The organism is Hymenobacter siberiensis (assembly GCF_018967845.1).
GTDB lineage: Bacteria > Bacteroidota > Bacteroidia > Cytophagales > Hymenobacteraceae > Hymenobacter > Hymenobacter siberiensis.
This window is the reverse complement of sequence record NZ_JAHLZZ010000001.1, coordinates 683,861-700,256: the sequence shown is the minus strand read 5'-3', so window position 1 is coordinate 700,256 and position 16,396 is coordinate 683,861. Positions and strand designations below refer to the sequence as shown.

At 58.9% G+C, this 16,396-nt stretch carries 13 protein-coding genes; 12 read left to right on the top strand and 1 reads right to left on the bottom strand.

Translation table 11 applies throughout. The features are described 5' to 3' along the window. Positions 1-47: 47 nt before the first annotated feature. From KQ661_RS03005 to KQ661_RS02985, 6 genes are all read left to right on the top strand, one after another. Positions 48-953 (top strand): class I SAM-dependent methyltransferase, encoded by a 906-nt coding sequence (locus KQ661_RS03005; RefSeq protein ID WP_216685619.1) that lies wholly within the window; start codon positions 48-50, stop codon positions 951-953. Beyond that, positions 953-1,219 (top strand): hypothetical protein, encoded by a 267-nt coding sequence (locus KQ661_RS03000; protein ID WP_216679289.1) that lies wholly within the window; start codon positions 953-955, stop codon positions 1,217-1,219. Before KQ661_RS03005 ends, KQ661_RS03000 begins: the two co-directional genes overlap by 1 nt. Next, positions 1,203-2,834: an Ig-like domain-containing protein gene (locus KQ661_RS02995; RefSeq protein ID WP_216679288.1), complete on the top strand. Its 1,632-nt coding sequence runs from the start codon at positions 1,203-1,205 to the stop codon at positions 2,832-2,834. The genes KQ661_RS03000 and KQ661_RS02995 overlap by 17 nt, the downstream gene beginning before the upstream one ends. 928 nt (positions 2,835-3,762) lie before the next feature. Next, entirely contained in the window at positions 3,763-4,158 is a 396-nt protein-coding gene (locus KQ661_RS02990) for a DUF4385 domain-containing protein (RefSeq protein WP_317196064.1), read from the top strand. Further along, positions 4,146-4,256, top strand: coding sequence for a hypothetical protein (locus KQ661_RS22715; protein ID WP_317196063.1), 111 nt, complete (start codon positions 4,146-4,148; stop codon positions 4,254-4,256). The genes KQ661_RS02990 and KQ661_RS22715 overlap by 13 nt, the downstream gene beginning before the upstream one ends. Positions 4,257-4,460: 204 nt before the next feature. Further along, positions 4,461-4,946 (top strand): hypothetical protein, encoded by a 486-nt coding sequence (locus KQ661_RS02985; RefSeq protein ID WP_210427911.1) that lies wholly within the window; start codon positions 4,461-4,463, stop codon positions 4,944-4,946. Positions 4,947-5,131: 185 nt separating this feature from the next. Here the strand turns inward: KQ661_RS02985 and KQ661_RS02980 are convergent, their stop codons facing one another. Continuing rightward, positions 5,132-6,535 carry an inorganic phosphate transporter gene (locus KQ661_RS02980; protein ID WP_216679287.1) on the bottom strand — a complete coding sequence of 468 codons (1,404 nt, stop codon included), beginning with the start codon at positions 6,533-6,535 and terminating at the stop codon, positions 5,132-5,134. Between the two features lie 255 nt (positions 6,536-6,790). Here KQ661_RS02980 and KQ661_RS02975 point away from each other — a divergent pair, with 255 nt between their 5' ends. From KQ661_RS02975 to KQ661_RS02950, 6 genes are all read left to right on the top strand, one after another. Beyond that, a complete protein-coding gene (locus KQ661_RS02975; RefSeq protein WP_216685618.1) occupies positions 6,791-8,293 on the top strand; it encodes a glycine--tRNA ligase in 1,503 nt (500 codons plus the stop codon). Positions 8,294-8,467: 174 nt separating this feature from the next. Then, positions 8,468-8,716, top strand: a complete 249-nt coding sequence (locus KQ661_RS02970; RefSeq protein WP_216685617.1) for a DUF433 domain-containing protein — start codon at positions 8,468-8,470, stop codon at positions 8,714-8,716. A gap of 3 nt (positions 8,717-8,719) precedes the next feature. Further along, positions 8,720-8,974: a DUF5615 family PIN-like protein gene (locus KQ661_RS02965; RefSeq protein ID WP_216679284.1), complete on the top strand. Its 255-nt coding sequence runs from the start codon at positions 8,720-8,722 to the stop codon at positions 8,972-8,974. 222 nt (positions 8,975-9,196) lie between these two features. After that, positions 9,197-11,644, top strand: a complete 2,448-nt coding sequence (locus KQ661_RS02960; RefSeq protein ID WP_216685616.1) for an efflux RND transporter permease subunit — start codon at positions 9,197-9,199, stop codon at positions 11,642-11,644. A 152-nt stretch (positions 11,645-11,796) separates the two neighbouring features. Beyond that, positions 11,797-15,240, top strand: coding sequence for an isoleucine--tRNA ligase (ileS, locus tag KQ661_RS02955; protein WP_216685615.1), 3,444 nt, complete (start codon positions 11,797-11,799; stop codon positions 15,238-15,240). A 269-nt stretch (positions 15,241-15,509) separates the two neighbouring features. Next, complete coding sequence (locus KQ661_RS02950) at positions 15,510-16,181, top strand: lipoprotein signal peptidase (protein ID WP_216679281.1); 672 nt, start codon at positions 15,510-15,512, stop codon at positions 16,179-16,181. The last annotated feature ends 215 nt before the right edge of the window (positions 16,182-16,396 follow it).

The following is a 16,396-nucleotide window of genomic DNA, read 5'->3' as shown; positions in this document are numbered from 1 at the left end:
GTCCAATAATTTTTAATTCATAATTTTTAATTTTTAATTAAAAAAGAGTGTCCTACGAACGATTAGAGAGTTGCCCGGTTTGTGGCAAAACGGATTTCAAGAATAAGCTGGTTGTCGAAGACCGCACCGTGAGCCACGAGAGCTTCGCCATTGTGCAGTGCGCGGCGTGCAGCTTCCAGTTTACCAACCCCCGGCCGCAGGAGGCCGAAATCGGCAAGTATTACGAGTCCGACGCCTACGTGTCGCACAACAGCGCGGCCCAGGGCTTCGTGAACCAGGCATACAAAGTGGCCCGGTTTTTCACGATGCGCCGCAAGGTGGGGCTGCTGAACAAGCTGGCGCCGCGCCGGGGCAAGCTGCTGGATTACGGCTGTGGCACGGGGCATTTTCTGAAAGCCGCGAAGTCGGCGGGCTGGCAGGTAGCGGGGCTGGAGCCCAACGCCCGCGCCCGTGAAGAAGCCAGTCAGCGCCTCGGCCAGCCGATAGGGCAGGAGAGCCTGGCCTCGTTTCCGCCCGGCACTTTTGATGCCATTACGCTTTGGCATGTTCTGGAGCACGTGCACACCCTCAACGAAACGCTGGCCCAGCTGGTGGCGCTGCTGAAGCCCGATGGGGTCATCCTCATCGCCGTGCCCAACGTGGAAAGCCTCGACGCCCAGCACTACCGCGAGCTGTGGGCGTCCTACGACGTGCCGCGCCACCTCTACCACTTCGCGCCCAAAACCATGGCGCAGCTGCTCAAAAAGCACAAGCTGGCTATAACCCAGACGCTGCCCATGCCCCTCGATGCCTACTACATCAGCATGCTCAGCGAGAAGCACAAGGCCGAGCGGGCGGGCGGCCTGCTCACGGTGCTCAAGGCCGGCTACAAGTCCAATACGTACGCTGAAGAGCACGAGGGCCAGTATTCGAGCCTGCTGTACGTGGCCAAGCGCCGCACCCCAGCGGCCTGATGCGGCCGGCGGCACGGTGGCGGCTACTCGTGGCGGCGGGCCTGCTGGCCACCGCCGCTCGTGCCCAAACCGTGCCCGTGCCGCTGCCCGATTCCGTCAAAAAGCCACCGCCGACCTTTGTGGCCGATACCGCCCGGCACGTTGTGGTCGTTAACCCCCCCGAGCCGACCAACGAGGTGACGCGCCGCACGGGGCTGCGCATCGGGGCGGCCATTGTTGTCCTTACGCTCACCACGCTGCTGTTGTATAATGTCCGTTCGCGCTGAATTGCTGGCTTTGCTGGCGCTGGTTGCCCTGCTTGAAAGCTGCGCCGCCGTGGCCCCGCCCCTGGGCGGCCCGCGCGACCGCACCCCACCGCGCCGCATCAGCAGCTCGCCCGACAGCGCGGCCCGCAACGTGAAGCAGCAGTTTGTGCGGCTCAATTTCTCGGAGGCCGTCATCACCAAGGAGCTGAGCAAAAACCTGCTCATCACGCCCCAGCTGCCCGAAGACAACCCCTACAAGCTGCGCGAAGACCGTAATTCCATCACGCTGCTTTTTGATAAGCCGCTTGATGCCAACACCACCTACAGCTTCAATTTCCGGGAGGCCGTGGTGGATATCACCGAGGCGCTGCCGGCCAAAAATGCCTACCTCACCTTCAGCACCGGGGCCGCGCTCGACTCGGGCAAGGTGCGTGGCACGCTCACCGATGTGCTCACGGCCCGGCCCGTGGAGGGCTCCAGCATTGGCCTGTACCGCGAAGGCGACACGCTGGGCGTGCGCAAGGGCCGCCCGTACTACACCGTGCTCACCGACAAAGCCGGCAAGTTCAGCCTGAATTTTCTGAAAGCCGGCACCTACAAAATCTACGCCGTGGCCGACAAGAACAACAACGGCCGCTACGACGAAGGCGAGAAGATTGCCTACCTGCCCGCGCCCATCACTATTGCGGGCAGCACCGGCCAGGAGATTGCGCTTGTGCTCACGCAGCCCGATAAGCGCCCCCCGCTGGTCAGTTCGCGCACGCCCAGCCCCACCCAGATTCGCCTCAGCATGAGCGAAGGCCTGCGCACGGCCACGCTGGCTCCCCTGGATAGCCAGGCCCCTCCCGCCGCCGTAGCTGAAGCCATTCAGCTGGCCGACCGGGGCCGTTCGGTGGTGCTTTTCAAAACCCCCGAGGTGGGCGATGGCCGCTACGTGCTCACCGCCACCGACAGTACCGGCAATGTGGGCCACGACACGCTGCAAATCAAGTTTCCGGTGCCGGCCGCTGCCAAAAAAGCGCCCGCCCCGTCGCTCTACACCGTGGAGGGCGGCGCCCGCGCCGTGTACCCCCAGGGCCAGATAAAATTCCAGTTCTCCGTGCCCGTACGCATGGCCAAAGACCGGCCCTTTGGCACCCTGGTGGAGGACTCGGTGAAGCGTCGCCCCCTGCGCCTGCCCGCCGACGGCCAGCTCAGCCCCGACCGTACCGAACTGGTGGTGCGCTTCAACTCTAAGGCCAAAAAACGGCTTGAAATCCTACTCGACAGCACCGCCATCACCGCCATCACCGCCCAGAACCTGCGCCTGAAACCCTTACGCCTCGGCATCAGCGAGCAGGATGTATCTACCAGCCTTTCGGGCACCATCACGACCAGCGAAAAGAGCTTTGAGCTGCAGCTGCTCGATGAGAAGTTCCAGGTGGTGGCCAGCCTGCTCTCGCCCAAGGGCACCTACCTGTTCTCGGATATGGCTCCCGGCACCTACCGCCTGCGCGTGCTCATCGACACCGACGGCGACGGCCGCTGGCGCGGCGGCGACCCCAACCTGCTGCTGGTGCCCGAGCCGGTGTACCTCGACCCCAAGCCCCAGCAGGTGCGGGCCGGCTTCGACATCGTGGAGCCGTTGAAATTTTAGCCTTTCCGTTTCTTTTTTACCCTTAGTGGCGGAGCTGCCGGCCGGGCAGCTCCGCGTTTTTCGTTCGCTGATGCACCTCTGCCGGCCGCTAATGCGGGGCTTTTGCAGCCTTTCGATGCGGGCTATCGGGCTACCAGGCCATTTTAGGCCGGTGCAGAACTCCACCGGCCCTTCTATTTCTGACTGCTTAAAAACACGCCAAACACCCATGCTTTTCCACATTAGTGGATAACTAAATGCTTTTTCCAGTTACTGAGCGCATTTTTCAGTCGTAATCCCCCGGTTTTCCACGGGTTTTTCCACATTGATTTTGCCGTGGGGATGATTTCGGGGATAACCTGGGGGAAACAGCCCGGCAGCGCGGGGATAAGTGGGGTAGAAGTTTTTTTGGCTGGCAGGCTGCCCGCACAGGTCAAACCGGGCGGGGATAACCGTGGATAACTTTCCCCGGAGAAAACGCCTTCCCACACTGTGCTTTTTCAGGGGATAACAAAAATGTGGAAACGTGGTGGATATGTTGAAAATCCACCCAACGCATTACATAACAGCGCTTTGTTTTCCACAATGCCGGTGTATAGCCCGTGGATAAAACCGGTATTACCCCCACGTTATCCCCAGCGTGGATAACCTCGCTGACTTTTCCACTTATCAACCGACCTAATGAGTAGAAATAAAAAGAGTCTTTTAGAAAAAAATTTAATCAAAAAATAAGAGTGGGGAAAACTGGAAAAGGGGTTTGTCCTTGCTCAAGGGCTGGAGTGCCGCTTTGAGAATTTGAGTGCCGAGGGGAAAAAGGAAGTCAGGCCCAACGCTAAAAATAAAGCGGCCGAAAAAATCAAGCCCCGGGTTCGAGATTTCTTGAAAGCGGGTATTTCGGTTTTTGCGCGAATCCGTATGGGTTATGCACAAAGCCCCAGGTCTTATCCCCATGCCGTTCGATTACACGCTCGATTTTCATTCCGTTGATTTCCGCCAGCACCCCGAACTTTACCGCGTGGGCCGGGGCGAGCAGGGTGTGCTGCTGGTACAGCCCTACAAGGCCGAAATTCTGCCCCACTGGCGCTTCAAAGACGTGGCGGCGGCCCGTGAGTCGTCCGAAACGATTTACGGCCTGTTTGAGGCTTATTTGAAGGCCCACGACTTTGTGGGAGCCGACATGGCCCGCAAATTCATCCAGATGGGTTTCACCCGGGCCCGGCGCTACGCCAACCACGCCGGCGGCAAGAAATACGCCGGCCCCGTACCCGCCGACAAAAAAGCCAGAGCGGCGCCCACGGCCGGGCCGAATTGCCCCATAATCCCCATCCCGATGTGGATAAAGTAGAAGCCGCCGCCATTTTCAAGCGCAAGTGGGACGAGGCCAAAGCACACCCGGAATACCTGCGGCAGAAGGAGGCGTTTATTGAGAAATATGGGAAGTAGGGGATAAGTGTGTGGATAAAAAGACCGTCATGCAGAGCGCAGCGAAGCATCTTTACCGCACAACGCAACTCAATCGTAGGAAAGGATTAGTGACTGCGGGCAAGATGCTTCGCTGCGCTCTGCATGACGTTCTTCTCCATTGTTGCCCGCCGAACACCCGGCCTCCCTGCCTACCTTTGCTTACTACCCTTCACCCCAACCCGCATGAGCACCCCCCAACCCTCCAGCATCGAGGAAAACGAAATCATTCTGGGCACCGGCATGGGCCCCCTGCGCTTCGGCGCCACCATGGACGAAGTGCGCACCCTCGTGGGCGAGCCCGAGGAAATTGAAGAGTCCGACGACGACGACGACTTCGAGCACCAAGCCTGGAACTACCACGAAGAAGACTACCTGCTCTCGCTGTACTTCGACCGCGAGGACGACTTCCGCCTGAGCTGCATCGAAACCGACAACCCCAGCATGCGCCTCTACGGCGAGGCCATCTACGGCCAGAGCGTGGATCAGGTGAAGGCTCTTATGGAGCGCCATGGCCAGGCCACGCCCGAGCTGGAAACCATGGAGGAAGGTGCCATCCGCCTTTCCTACGAGAAGTCGATGATTGACTTATACTTCGAAGAAGGCGAGCTGCAGTTCGTCAATTTCGGCGTGTTTATCAATGACGACATGGAAGTGCAGTGGCCTAAGTAAGGTCGGCTTATCCACATTCCGGCTGTTTTAAGCTGTGGATAAGTGGATAAGTAGGTGAAAACGGGGTGTTTATCCCCTTTTCTGGATGGCCGGCTCAAAATGGGTCAGCACCCTTCTCAATTGCCAATAAAAAAGGCTGTCTCATTATGAGACAGCCTTTTTTGTGTTTTGGCCGGTCGGGCTTATTAACCCAGCACTGCGCGGAATAGCAGAAAGAGCAGGCCCGAGAGCACCATGGTAACCGGCAGGGTGAGCACCCAGGCCAGGGCAATGTTGCGCACCATGCCGGGGTTGATGTTCTTCACGCCGCGGCTGGCCACCATGCTGCCCGCGATGCTCGAAGTGAGCACGTGCGTAGTCGACGAGGGCAGGTTGAGCCAGGTGGAGGAGCCAATCATGAGGGCGGCCACTAGTTCCGAAGAGGCGCCCTGGGCATAGCTCAGGTGCTCCTTGCCGATGCGCTCGCCAATGGTTTTTACGATGCGCTGCCAGCCAATCATGGTGCCGCAGGCCAGCGAAAGGCTCACCATCAGCAGCACCCACCAGGGGGCGTAGTCGGTGAAGGTTTTCATCTCCTTGGAGGCATCTTCGTAGCTTTTGCGGTCGGCCGTGCTCAGGCTTACTTTCTCGGAGCCGAGGAGTTTTTTGGCGCGGTTGGTGAGCAGTAGCACGTCGCGACGGATTTCGAAGCGCGTTTGCTGGGGCAGCTGCTTGATGTCGGTTTTGCCAGCAAAAATGCGGTCGAGGTCGGCCGTTTTCTCCTGAATCTCGACCAGGCTTTTCTGGTCGGTGGGGCTCAGCTCGGCGCGGTTTACGCGGCTGATAACGTACTCCACCTTGCCCAGCGACTCGCGCAGGTCGAGGGGGTTTTTGCTTTCGTCGAGGGCGAAGCGGAAGGGCACGATGCCAATCAGAATCAGCATGACCAGGCCCACGCCCTTCTGCCCGTCGTTGGAGCCGTGGAAGAAGCTTACCAGCGTGCAGGTGGTGATGAGCAGCAGGCGAATCCAGATGGGCGGGGGCTTGCGCTTGTGTGGCTCCTTGAAGATGGCCTTGCTGGGCGCAAAGCGCTTGAACAGGAACATCATGCCGATGGTGAGCGCAAAGCCCAGCAGCGGGCCCACCAGCAGAGCAATGCCCGTTTCGCCGGCTTTGGACCAGTTTACGGCCGTGCCGCGCGACTCGGGCAGCAGCGAAAACGCAATGCCCACGCCCAGAATGGAGCCGATAAGCGCGTGCGAGCTGGAAGCCGGAATTCCGTAGTACCAGGTACCCACGTTCCAGATAATGGCGGCCAGGATGAGCGCGCCCACCATGGCAATGCCGTGGTACACGTTGGCATCAACCAGGCTTTCGACGGGCAGCAGGTACACAATGCCCATGGCCACGCCAATGCCGCCGGCAAACACGCCGATGAAGTTCCAGAAAGCCGACCAGACCACGGCGACCCAGGGCCGCAACGCGTTGGTATAGATAACGGTAGCCACGGCGTTGGCCGTGTCGTGGAAGCCATTCACGAACTCGAACGCGCAGGCGGCCAGCAGGCACACGCCGAGAAGCAGCAGCACGTGGGGTTCTAAACCAAACATAAAGAGGGGGTTGGTGGGTAATTAGGTTGAATCAAGCGGCAAAGGTAGGGAGGATGGCCCGGGGTGGGTATGTTACTTAATTGTGACGGCGTCTGTCATCCTGAGCGTAGCGAAGTACCTTATCACGCCTGCGCCGCTTGCAATCTGCAAATAGTTCTTTGGGTATAAGGTCCTTCGCTACGCTCAGGATGACAGACGGACGCGCCTTCTACGCACAAGTTTCAGCTTCCGCCGTACCAGCCTACTTTTGTGGGTATGAACCCAGCAATCGAAACCACCCAGCTTAAGGATATTGTGGCCCACGCCAAGGAATACGGCTTCGTGTTCCAGTCATCGGAAATCTACGACGGCCTGGCCGCCGTGTACGACTACGGCCCCAACGGCGTGGAGCTGAAAAATAACCTCAAGCGCCTGTGGTGGGAAGCCATGACCCAGCTGAATGGCAACGTGGTGGGCATCGACGCCGCTATTTTCATGGACCCGCGCACCTGGGAAGCCAGCGGCCACATCGCCGGTTTCAACGACCCGCTGATTGACAACCTCGACAGCAAAAAGCGCTACCGCGCCGACGTGCTGCTCGAAGAAAAAGCTGCCGAGTACGAAAACGCTGGCGACCCCGCCCGCGGCGCGGCGCTGACCGCCGAAATGGGCCGCCTACTCACGGCCAACGACCTGGCCGGCGTGCGCGAACTCATCATCAATGAGAAAATTCTCTGCCCCGTCTCCAAAACCGGCAACTGGACCGAAGTGCGCCAGTTCAACCTGATGTTCTCGACCCAAGGCTCGGCCGTGGACTCGGACGCGCCGCCCGTGTACCTGCGCCCCGAAACGGCCCAGGGCATTTTCGTGAACTTCCTGAACGTGCAGAAATCGGCCCGCATGAAGATTCCGTTCGGCATTGCTCAGATTGGCAAGGCCTTCCGGAACGAGATTGTGGCCCGGCAGTTCATCTTCCGGATGCGAGAATTTGAGCAGATGGAGATGCAATTCTTCGTGCGCCCCGGCACCGAAGACGAGTGGTACGACACTTGGAAAGCTTCGCGCCGCAAGTTTCACGAGGCCCTGGGCCTGCCCGCCGCCAAGCTGCGCTTCCACGACCACGACAAGCTGGCCCACTACGCCAAGGCCGCCGTGGACATCGAGTACGAATTCCCCTTCGGCTTCAAGGAGATGGAAGGCATTCACTCGCGCGGCGATTTCGACCTGACCCAGCACCAGAACCTGAGCCGCAAAAAGCAGCAGTATTTCGACGCCGACATCGACCCTGCCACCGGCAAGGCCTACGGCAACTACGTGCCCTTTGTGGTGGAAACCTCGGTGGGTGCCGACCGCCTGTTCCTGGCCACGCTCTGCAACGCCTACCAGGAGGAAACAATCACGGAAGGGGAGGGCGACGCCCAGACCACCAAAATCCGCACCGTGCTGAAGCTGCACCCCGCCGTGGCCCCCGTGAAAGCCGCCATCTTCCCACTGGTGCGCAAAGACGGCATGCCCGAGAAAGCCCAGGAAATCTTCGATGCCCTGAAGTTCGATTTCCGCCTGGTAATGGAGGAGCGCGACGCCATTGGCAAGCGCTACACCCGCCAGGACCTCATCGGCACGCCTTTCTGCATCGTGGTCGATGGCCAGACCTTGGAAGACGAAACCGTAACCGTGCGCCACCGCGACTCGCGCGAGCAAACCCGCATGCCAATTTCGGAGCTGCGCGCCTACATCGGCGATGCCGTGAGCTTCCGCCGCATCTTCGAGCAGCTGTAAGTAGTAGCGCGGACTTTTAGTCCGCGAGTGAACAAGCCGCTGAAACGGTGCCACTCGCGGATTAAAAGTCCGCGCTACTTTTTGGCAACATTCTGACGCCTTGAATAAAAAAGTCCGCTTGCACCTTTTACCGCTTGCGACACGTTATTTTAGTCAGCCTAACTGTTGAAAACCATGCTCCGCTATATCCACGACCGCATCACCGTTCATCCTGATTTGTGCGGGGGGCGACCCACTATTCGGGGCCACCGCCTCACGGTGCAGCAGGTATTAGAATCGTTGACAGCGGGCGATACGCCAGCGGAAATTCTGGAGGACTTCGATTTTTTAGAGCCGGAAGATATTGCTGCCTGCCAGCAGTTTGCGCTTAAAATTGCTTTGGAAGCCCTGCGCCAGCGCACGTACCTGCCCGCGGCTGCTTAGCGCATGGCCGAGTTTCTGATTGATGCCAATCTGCCCAAACGAATGGCTTTCTGGCACGACGGCTCGTGCGAAATAGTGCCCGATACGCAGTGGCATGATTCCCGTATTTGGCGCTACGCCCGGCAGCACGGGCTAACAGTAGTGCCCCGAGATGCCGACTTTGAGCGGCTGGCGCTGCTGGAAGGGCCACCGGTTGTTATTCTGTTATGTGTGGGTATGGCGAATTGGCGGGAAATCTGGCAGATTCTAAACCAGTAGTGGACCACGGCGCAGGCCGCCAGTCGGCAGCCCGGCTGCCGGATGGTCCGGGTGTATCCCGATTGGATAGAGGTGGTAGCTACTGAAGCTGCGGGATGATTCTTGATGGAGCAGAGCGGGCTATCGGTTGACGTCAGGCTTCCCTCTCCGCGGGAGAGGTGCCGGGGGTGAGGTTAGCCCCGCGCCGCGCTTACGTAACTTTGCCTCTTATACAAGGACTTTATGTGGGAACAGCTCGCCTTATTCATCATCCGATTCCGTCTGTCGCTGGTCGCGATACTAGCTGCCATCACCGTCTTCATGGCCTACAAGGCCAAGGACGTGGAAATGACCTACGACTTCGCCCAGGTAGTGAGCGAGAAGGACCCGGATATGCTCTATTTCCGGCAGTTCAAGCGCACCTTTGGCGAAGATGGTAATGTGCTGGTTGTCGGCCTGCAGGACAGTTCTATCTACAAGCTCGGCAACTTCAACGAGTTCCGGCAGCTGACCGATACCCTCGCCAAAATAGAGGGCGTGAACGGCGTGCTCAGTGTGAGTAAGCTCCTGAATATTACCAAAGACACGGCAAACAACAGCTTCAAGGCCGCGCCCATCTTCAAAAACCCGCCCCGCAGCCAGAAGGAGCTCGACAGCCTGATGCGGGTGGTAAACAGGGTGGAGTTCTACAAAGGTCAACTCATCAGCCCCAATACCGGGGCCACGCTGCTGGCCCTCACCATGGACTCAAAGTATCTGAACTCCTCGAAGCGCCAGGCGGTGATGAACAAGATTCTGGGCTTTTCCGGGCAGTTTGAGAAGAAAACGGGTATCAAGCTGCACTACGCCGGCCTGCCCTACGTGCGCTCTACCATGACCAGCAAGGTGGCCGGGGAGATGAAATTCTTCACCATTCTGGCCATGATTGTGACCGGTATCACGCTGCTGGCCTTCTTCCGAACGTGGTCGGCGGTGCTGTTTCCGCTCATTGTGGTGGGTATTACGGTGGTGTGGTGCATTGGCTCTATTGTGCTGCTGGGCTTCAAAATCAACCTGCTCACGGGCCTGATTCCGAGTATTATCATCGTTATCGGCATTCCGAACTGCACCTACTTGCTGAGTCGCTACCACTATGACTACCGCAAATCGGGCAACCAGATGCTGGCCATGACGCGGGTAATGCGCAAAATCGGCCTCGTGACCCTGATGAACAATACGACCACCGCCGTGGGCTTCATCGTGTTTGCTTTCACCGACATTGCCATTCTCTACCAGTTTGGCCTGGTGGCTACCATCAATATTTTCGCGGCCTTCATCATCAGCTTTATTCTGATTCCGGCCGCTTTCACCTACCTGCCGCCTCCTACCGCCAAGCAGCTGGAGCACCTCGACGCCGCGCCCCTCACCAAGCTGCTGGAGTTTTTCGACCACCTCGTGCTCGACCGGCGCGGCACGGTCTACATCGCGGCGCTGGTGCTGGTGGCAGGGGCCGCCATTGGCATTTCGCGCATCGAGTCGGTGTCGTACATGGTGGATGACCTGCCCAAGAAAAGCTCGGTAAACTCCGATTTGACCTTCTTCGAAAGCCATTTCAACGGCGTGATGCCGCTGGAATTTGAAGTCGATACCCACAAGAAGCGCGGCCTGCTGAAGCTTAAAAATCTGGAGAAAATCGACCAGTTCGAGAAGTACCTGCGTACCCAGCCAGAGCTGTCGCCGCCGGTCAGCCTGGTTACCTTCCTCAAGGCCACCACCCAGGCCTTCTACAACGGCGACCCCAAGTTCTTCCGCCTGCCCGATAACTCGGAGAAAAACTTCATCCTCAGCGCCCTGGCCAATTCCAAAGGCAACACCACGGGCGCGGGCATGAACAGCAAGCTCCTGCGCTCCTTCGCCGACAGCACCGGTCAGAAGGCCCGTATCAGCCTGAAAATCGCCGACATCGGTTCCCAGAACCTGGACACGCTGATGAACACGAAAATCATCCCGGAGATGAACCGCATCTTTAAAGGGACGGGCATGGATATCCGGCCTACGGGCACGACCATCATCTTCACCAAGGGCAACGAATACGTCATTCACACCCTGCGCGACAGCCTGTTTATGGCCTTCGGGCTAGTAGGTCTGGTGGTGTTGCTACTGTTCCGTTCCTTCAAAACGGTTCTTTTCGCCCTCATCCCCAATGCCGTGACGCTGATTCTCACGGCCGGCATCATGGGCTATTTCAACATCGCGCTCAAACCCAGCACAGCCCTCATTTTCGTCATTGCGCTGGGCATTGATGGGGATAACTCCATCCATTTGCTGGCCAAATTCCGCCAGGAAATGGTCCTGAACGGCAACCGCGTGCGCGAAGCTGTGTCAGTAACGCTAAGCGAGGCGGGCACCAGCATGATTTACACGAGCATCGTGCTGTTCGTGGGTTTCAGCATCTTCGCCTTCAGCGAATTCGGCGGCACCAAAGCCTTGGGAATGTTGATGTCGGCTTCGCTGTTGATAACCAACTTCTCCAACCTAATTCTGCTGCCCTCGCTGCTCGTCACCTTCGAGCACGGCAAGGGCGGCGATATGGATACCAACGCCCTCATCCGGCACTACGACGAGTCGTATCACGAAGAAGACGATGACATCGATTTGAACCTGAAAAATATGCAAAAAGCCGCCGAGTACGAAGGCGACTACACCATCTAGAACGTCGTCATGCACCACCCGAACGTCATGCAGAGCTTAGCGAAGCATCTCGCGTGTGGTAGTAGCTGATGACGCCAAAACGATTGATTTTACTGCCCCACGCGAGATGCTTCGCTGCGCTCTGCATGACGGCCTTATTGACCGAGTAACCAATGAAATACCCCGAATTTAAGCAGCCGCTCAACTACGGCCAGCTCGGCGAGGACATCCTCGCCTGGTGGAAGGAGCATGGCATCTTTGAAAAGAGCGTGAGCAGCCGCGAAGGCCAGCCCACGTTCGTGTTTTACGAAGGCCCGCCTTCCGCAAATGGCGCGCCCGGCATCCACCATGTGATGGCGCGCACGGTGAAGGACATCTTCTGCCGCTACCAAACGCTGCTGGGCAAGCAGGTGCCCCGCAAGGGCGGCTGGGATACCCACGGCCTGCCCATCGAGCTGCAGGTAGAGAAGGAGCTGGGTATCACCAAGGAGGATATCGGCCACAAAATCAGCATCGCCGACTACAACCAGCGCTGCAAGGAAACCGTGATGCGCTTCAAGACGCAGTGGGACGACCTGACCGAGAAAATGGGCTACTGGGTCGACCTCGACGACCCCTACGTGACTTTCGAGCCCGAATATATCGAAAGCTGCTGGGCGCTGCTCAAGAAGCTATACGACAAAGGTTTGCTCTACAAGGGCTACACCATCCAGCCGTACTCGCCGGCCGCCGGCACCGGCCTGTCGTCGCACGAGTTGAACCAGCCCGGCACCTACAAGGACGTGAAGGACACGACCGTGGTAGCGCAGTTCAAGGTGAAGCACGGCCCAGTTTCGGAGAAGCTTTTCGCTGCTGCTGGCGCTGACGCTAATGTGTACATCCTGGCTTGGACGACGACGCCCTGGACCCTGCCCGCCAACACCGGTTTGGCGGTGGGCAAGAACATTCCGTACCAGCTCATCCGCACCTTCAACCCCTACACCTACGAGCTTATCTATGTGGTGCTGGCGAAGGCGTTGGCTGGTCGTTATTTCACCGAAAAAGGCGCTACAGTGCCGCTGGAAGGCTACGCCGAAGGCGACCACAAGGTGCTGCCCTGGCGGTTGGAAGCCGAATTTACCGGTGCCGACCTCATCGATATCAAGTACGAGCGCCTGTTCGATTTCACGCCTTTTGAAGGCGAGGAGCGGGCTTTCCGCGTCATCAACGGCGACTTCGTGACCACGGAGGACGGCACGGGCATCGTGCACATCTCGCCCACGTTTGGCGCCGATGACTTCCGTGCCGCGCAGCTGGCCGACATCCCCGCCCTGATGGTGCCGGATGCCGAAGGCACGCTCGGCCCCATCGTGGACCGGACGGGCCGCTACGTGCCCCAAATGGGCGAGTTCGCGGGCCGCTGGGTGAAGAACTACGACGGCCACGACGAAACCGGGGCCGATTACAAGACGCTGGATGAAAGCATTGTTATCAAGATGAAGGGCGACGGCACGGCCTTCAAAGTGGAGAAGTACGAGCACACCTACCCGCACTGCTGGCGCACCGACAAGCCCGTGCTCTACTACCCGCTCGATTCCTGGTTCATCAAGACCACGGCGGTAAAGGACCGGCTCATCGAGCTCAACAAAACCATCAACTGGAAGCCCGAAAGCACCGGCACCGGCCGCTTCGGCAACTGGCTGGAGAATCTGGTAGACTGGAACTTAAGTCGCTCGCGCTACTGGGGCACGCCGCTGCCCATCTGGCGCACCCAGGACCGGACGGAGGAAATCTGCATCGGCAGCATCGCCGAGCTGAAGGCGGAGATTGACAAGGCCGTAGCGGCCGAAATCATGACCCACAACCCCTACGCCAACGGCGAAAAAGTGGACCTGCACCGGCCCTACGTCGACGATATTTTCCTCGTTTCGCCCACGGGCCAGGCCATGTACCGCGAGGCTGACCTCATCGACGTGTGGTTCGACTCGGGGGCCGTGCCCTACGCCCAGTGGCACTATCCGATTGAAAACGCCGAGAAATTTCAGAAGAATTTTCCCGCCGATTTCATCGCCGAAGGCGTGGACCAAACGCGCGGCTGGTTCTTCACGCTGCACGCCCTGGCCGTGATGCTGGAAGACTCTGTGGCCTTCAAAAACGTGATTGCCAACGGCCTGGTGCTGGCCAAGGACGGCCAGAAGATGAGCAAGCGCCTCGGCAACGCCGTCGACCCGTTTGCCACCATCAAGCAGTTCGGCCCCGATGCCACCCGTTGGTACCTCATCGCCAACGCGCCGCCGTGGGACAACCTCAAGTTCGACTCGGCCGGGGTGACCGAGGTGCAGCGCCGTTTCTTCGGTACGCTGTTCAACACGTACTCGTTCTATGCGCTTTACGCGAACCTGGACGGGTTTGAAATCGACGAAAAAACCCGTACTCCACACGCCGATTTGAGCGAGCTGGACCGCTGGATTCTGAGTAAACTGCAGTCGCTGATAAGCGAAGTGCGCGGCCACCTGGATAGCTACGACCCCACGAAGGCCGCCCGCGCCATTCAGGATTTCGTGACCGACCAGCTCTCGAACTGGTACGTGCGCCTCTCACGCCGCCGCTTCTGGAAAGGCGAGCTGACCACCGACAAGCGCGCCGCCTTCGAGACCCTGAACGAATGCTTGCAGACCGTAGCGCAGCTCATGTCGCCCATCGCGCCCTTCTTCGCCGAGTGGCTGTACCGCAACCTGACCTTCGGGGAGTTAAAAGTTAAAAGTGAAGAGTTAAAAGGAGATGATTCTTCAACTTTTAACTCTCAACTTTTAACTTCTAACTCTCCTGAATCGGTGCACCTCATGCTGCTGGTCGAAGCCGACGAAACCCGCATCGACCACAAGTTGGAAGAGCGGATGGAGCTGGCTCAGCGCATCAGCTCGCTGGCCCACTCGCTGCGCAAAAAGTCGGTGCTCAAGGTGCGGCAGCCGCTGCTGCGCATCCTGGTGCCAGTGCTCAACGACACGACCAAGGAGCAAGTCGGCCTCGTGGAGGATTTGATTTGCGCCGAAATCAACGTGAAACACATCGAATTCCTGGACGATACCAGCGAAAGCGGCGTGCTGGTGAAGTCGGTGAAGCCCAATTTCAAGCGCCTCGGCCAGCAATACGGCCCGCGCCTGAAGGCCGTGGGTGCCCGCATTCAGCAGATGACGGCCGCCGAAATCAGCCGACTGGAGAAGGAGGGAAGCCTCGCCGTGGAAGTCGATGGCCAGCCCATCACCCTGGCCCCCGACGACGTGGAAATCCGCACCGACGACCTGCCCGGCTGGCTCGTGGCCACCGACGGCCCCCTCACCGTGGCCCTCGATGTGACCCTGACCGACGACCTGCGCCAGGAAGGCCTCGCCCGCGAGCTGGTAAACCGCCTGCAAAACCTGCGCAAAGACTCCGGCCTGGAAGTGCAGGACAAAATCCGCGTCACGTTGGCAGATGGCCAGCCCGAGCTCACGGCCGCCGTGGCCGCCTTTGGCGACTACATCCGCACCGAAACGCAGGCCCTCGCCCTCACCTTCGCCGCCGATGTGAACGGCGGCTCGGTGCTCGAGTTTGATGACTACTCCGTGCCCGTGTATTTGGAGGTTGCAACTGCCTGATGCTGAACGACTCGCCGGGAGGTGAAATCCCCGGCGAGTCCTCTGCCGCACAAACGGTCGATAAGCTCGTCTTTACGGGTTTAAAACATCAGATAATCAGCTATAAAAGGTATAAAATAGAACGTCATACCGAGCGTAGCCGAGGTATCTCGCATGGAGTAGTAAACCAATCGTTCAACGAAGTAAGCGAGATGCCTCGGCTACGCTCGGCATGACGTTCTGTTGAATCCTAACGACTCAATTCCCGCTTTCTTCCTGCTCCTGCCTTAATGCACCCAACCCTCACCAATCGCCAGCAGTCTGCGGCTAAATTCTTCCTACTGGCGCTGTTCGTCATTGCCCTCGACCAGCTGTCGAAGTGGGCCGTGCACACCTACATGCAGCCCGGCATGGCGGGCGAAATCCCGCTCATCGGCCACTGGGCCAAGCTGCACTACACGCTGAATCCCGGCATGGCCTTCGGCGCCGAGCTGCCCGCGCCGTATGGAAAGCTGGTGCTCAGCGGATTCCGGCTGCTGGCCGTGTTTGGCCTGAGCTACTACATTATCCGCCTCTGCCGGCAGCGCGCCGCCGCCGGCTACATCGCCTGCATGGCCCTCATCCTCGGCGGCGCGGTCGGCAATCTGATTGATTCCATTTTCTACGGCATCATTTATGACAACTCTCCGTTTGGCTCGCCCTCGCGCTGGTTCTATGGCCAGGTTATCGATATGCTCTACGTGGACATCTACGAAGGCTTCCTGCCCCAAAACTGGCCGTTGCTAGGAGGGAAGTACGTCTCGCTCTGGCCCATCTTCAACATCGCTGATTCGGCCATTTTTATTGGGGTAGCCGTTATTCTGCTCAACCAGAGCCGTTTTTTCAAGCAGGACGAGCCTGCGGCTGTAGCTGAGAATCACAGCGAACCGCTGGTAGCTCCCGACTCGGAGAATCTGGCGTAGCGAACTGTGCCGTGGACTCTGCGAGTCCGCGCGTGGGTCGGTCGTTCACGCGTCCACCTCACCCCCTGACCCCCTCTCCAAAAAAGAGGGGGCACCGGAAATGCTTCAATGAGGCAGTACAAAGCAGAGAGCCCGCTATTCAGCGGGCTCTTTTTGCTTTCAGTGGTTTCGTCCTCACGGGCCGGTGCCCCCTCTTTTTTGGAGAGGGGGTCAGG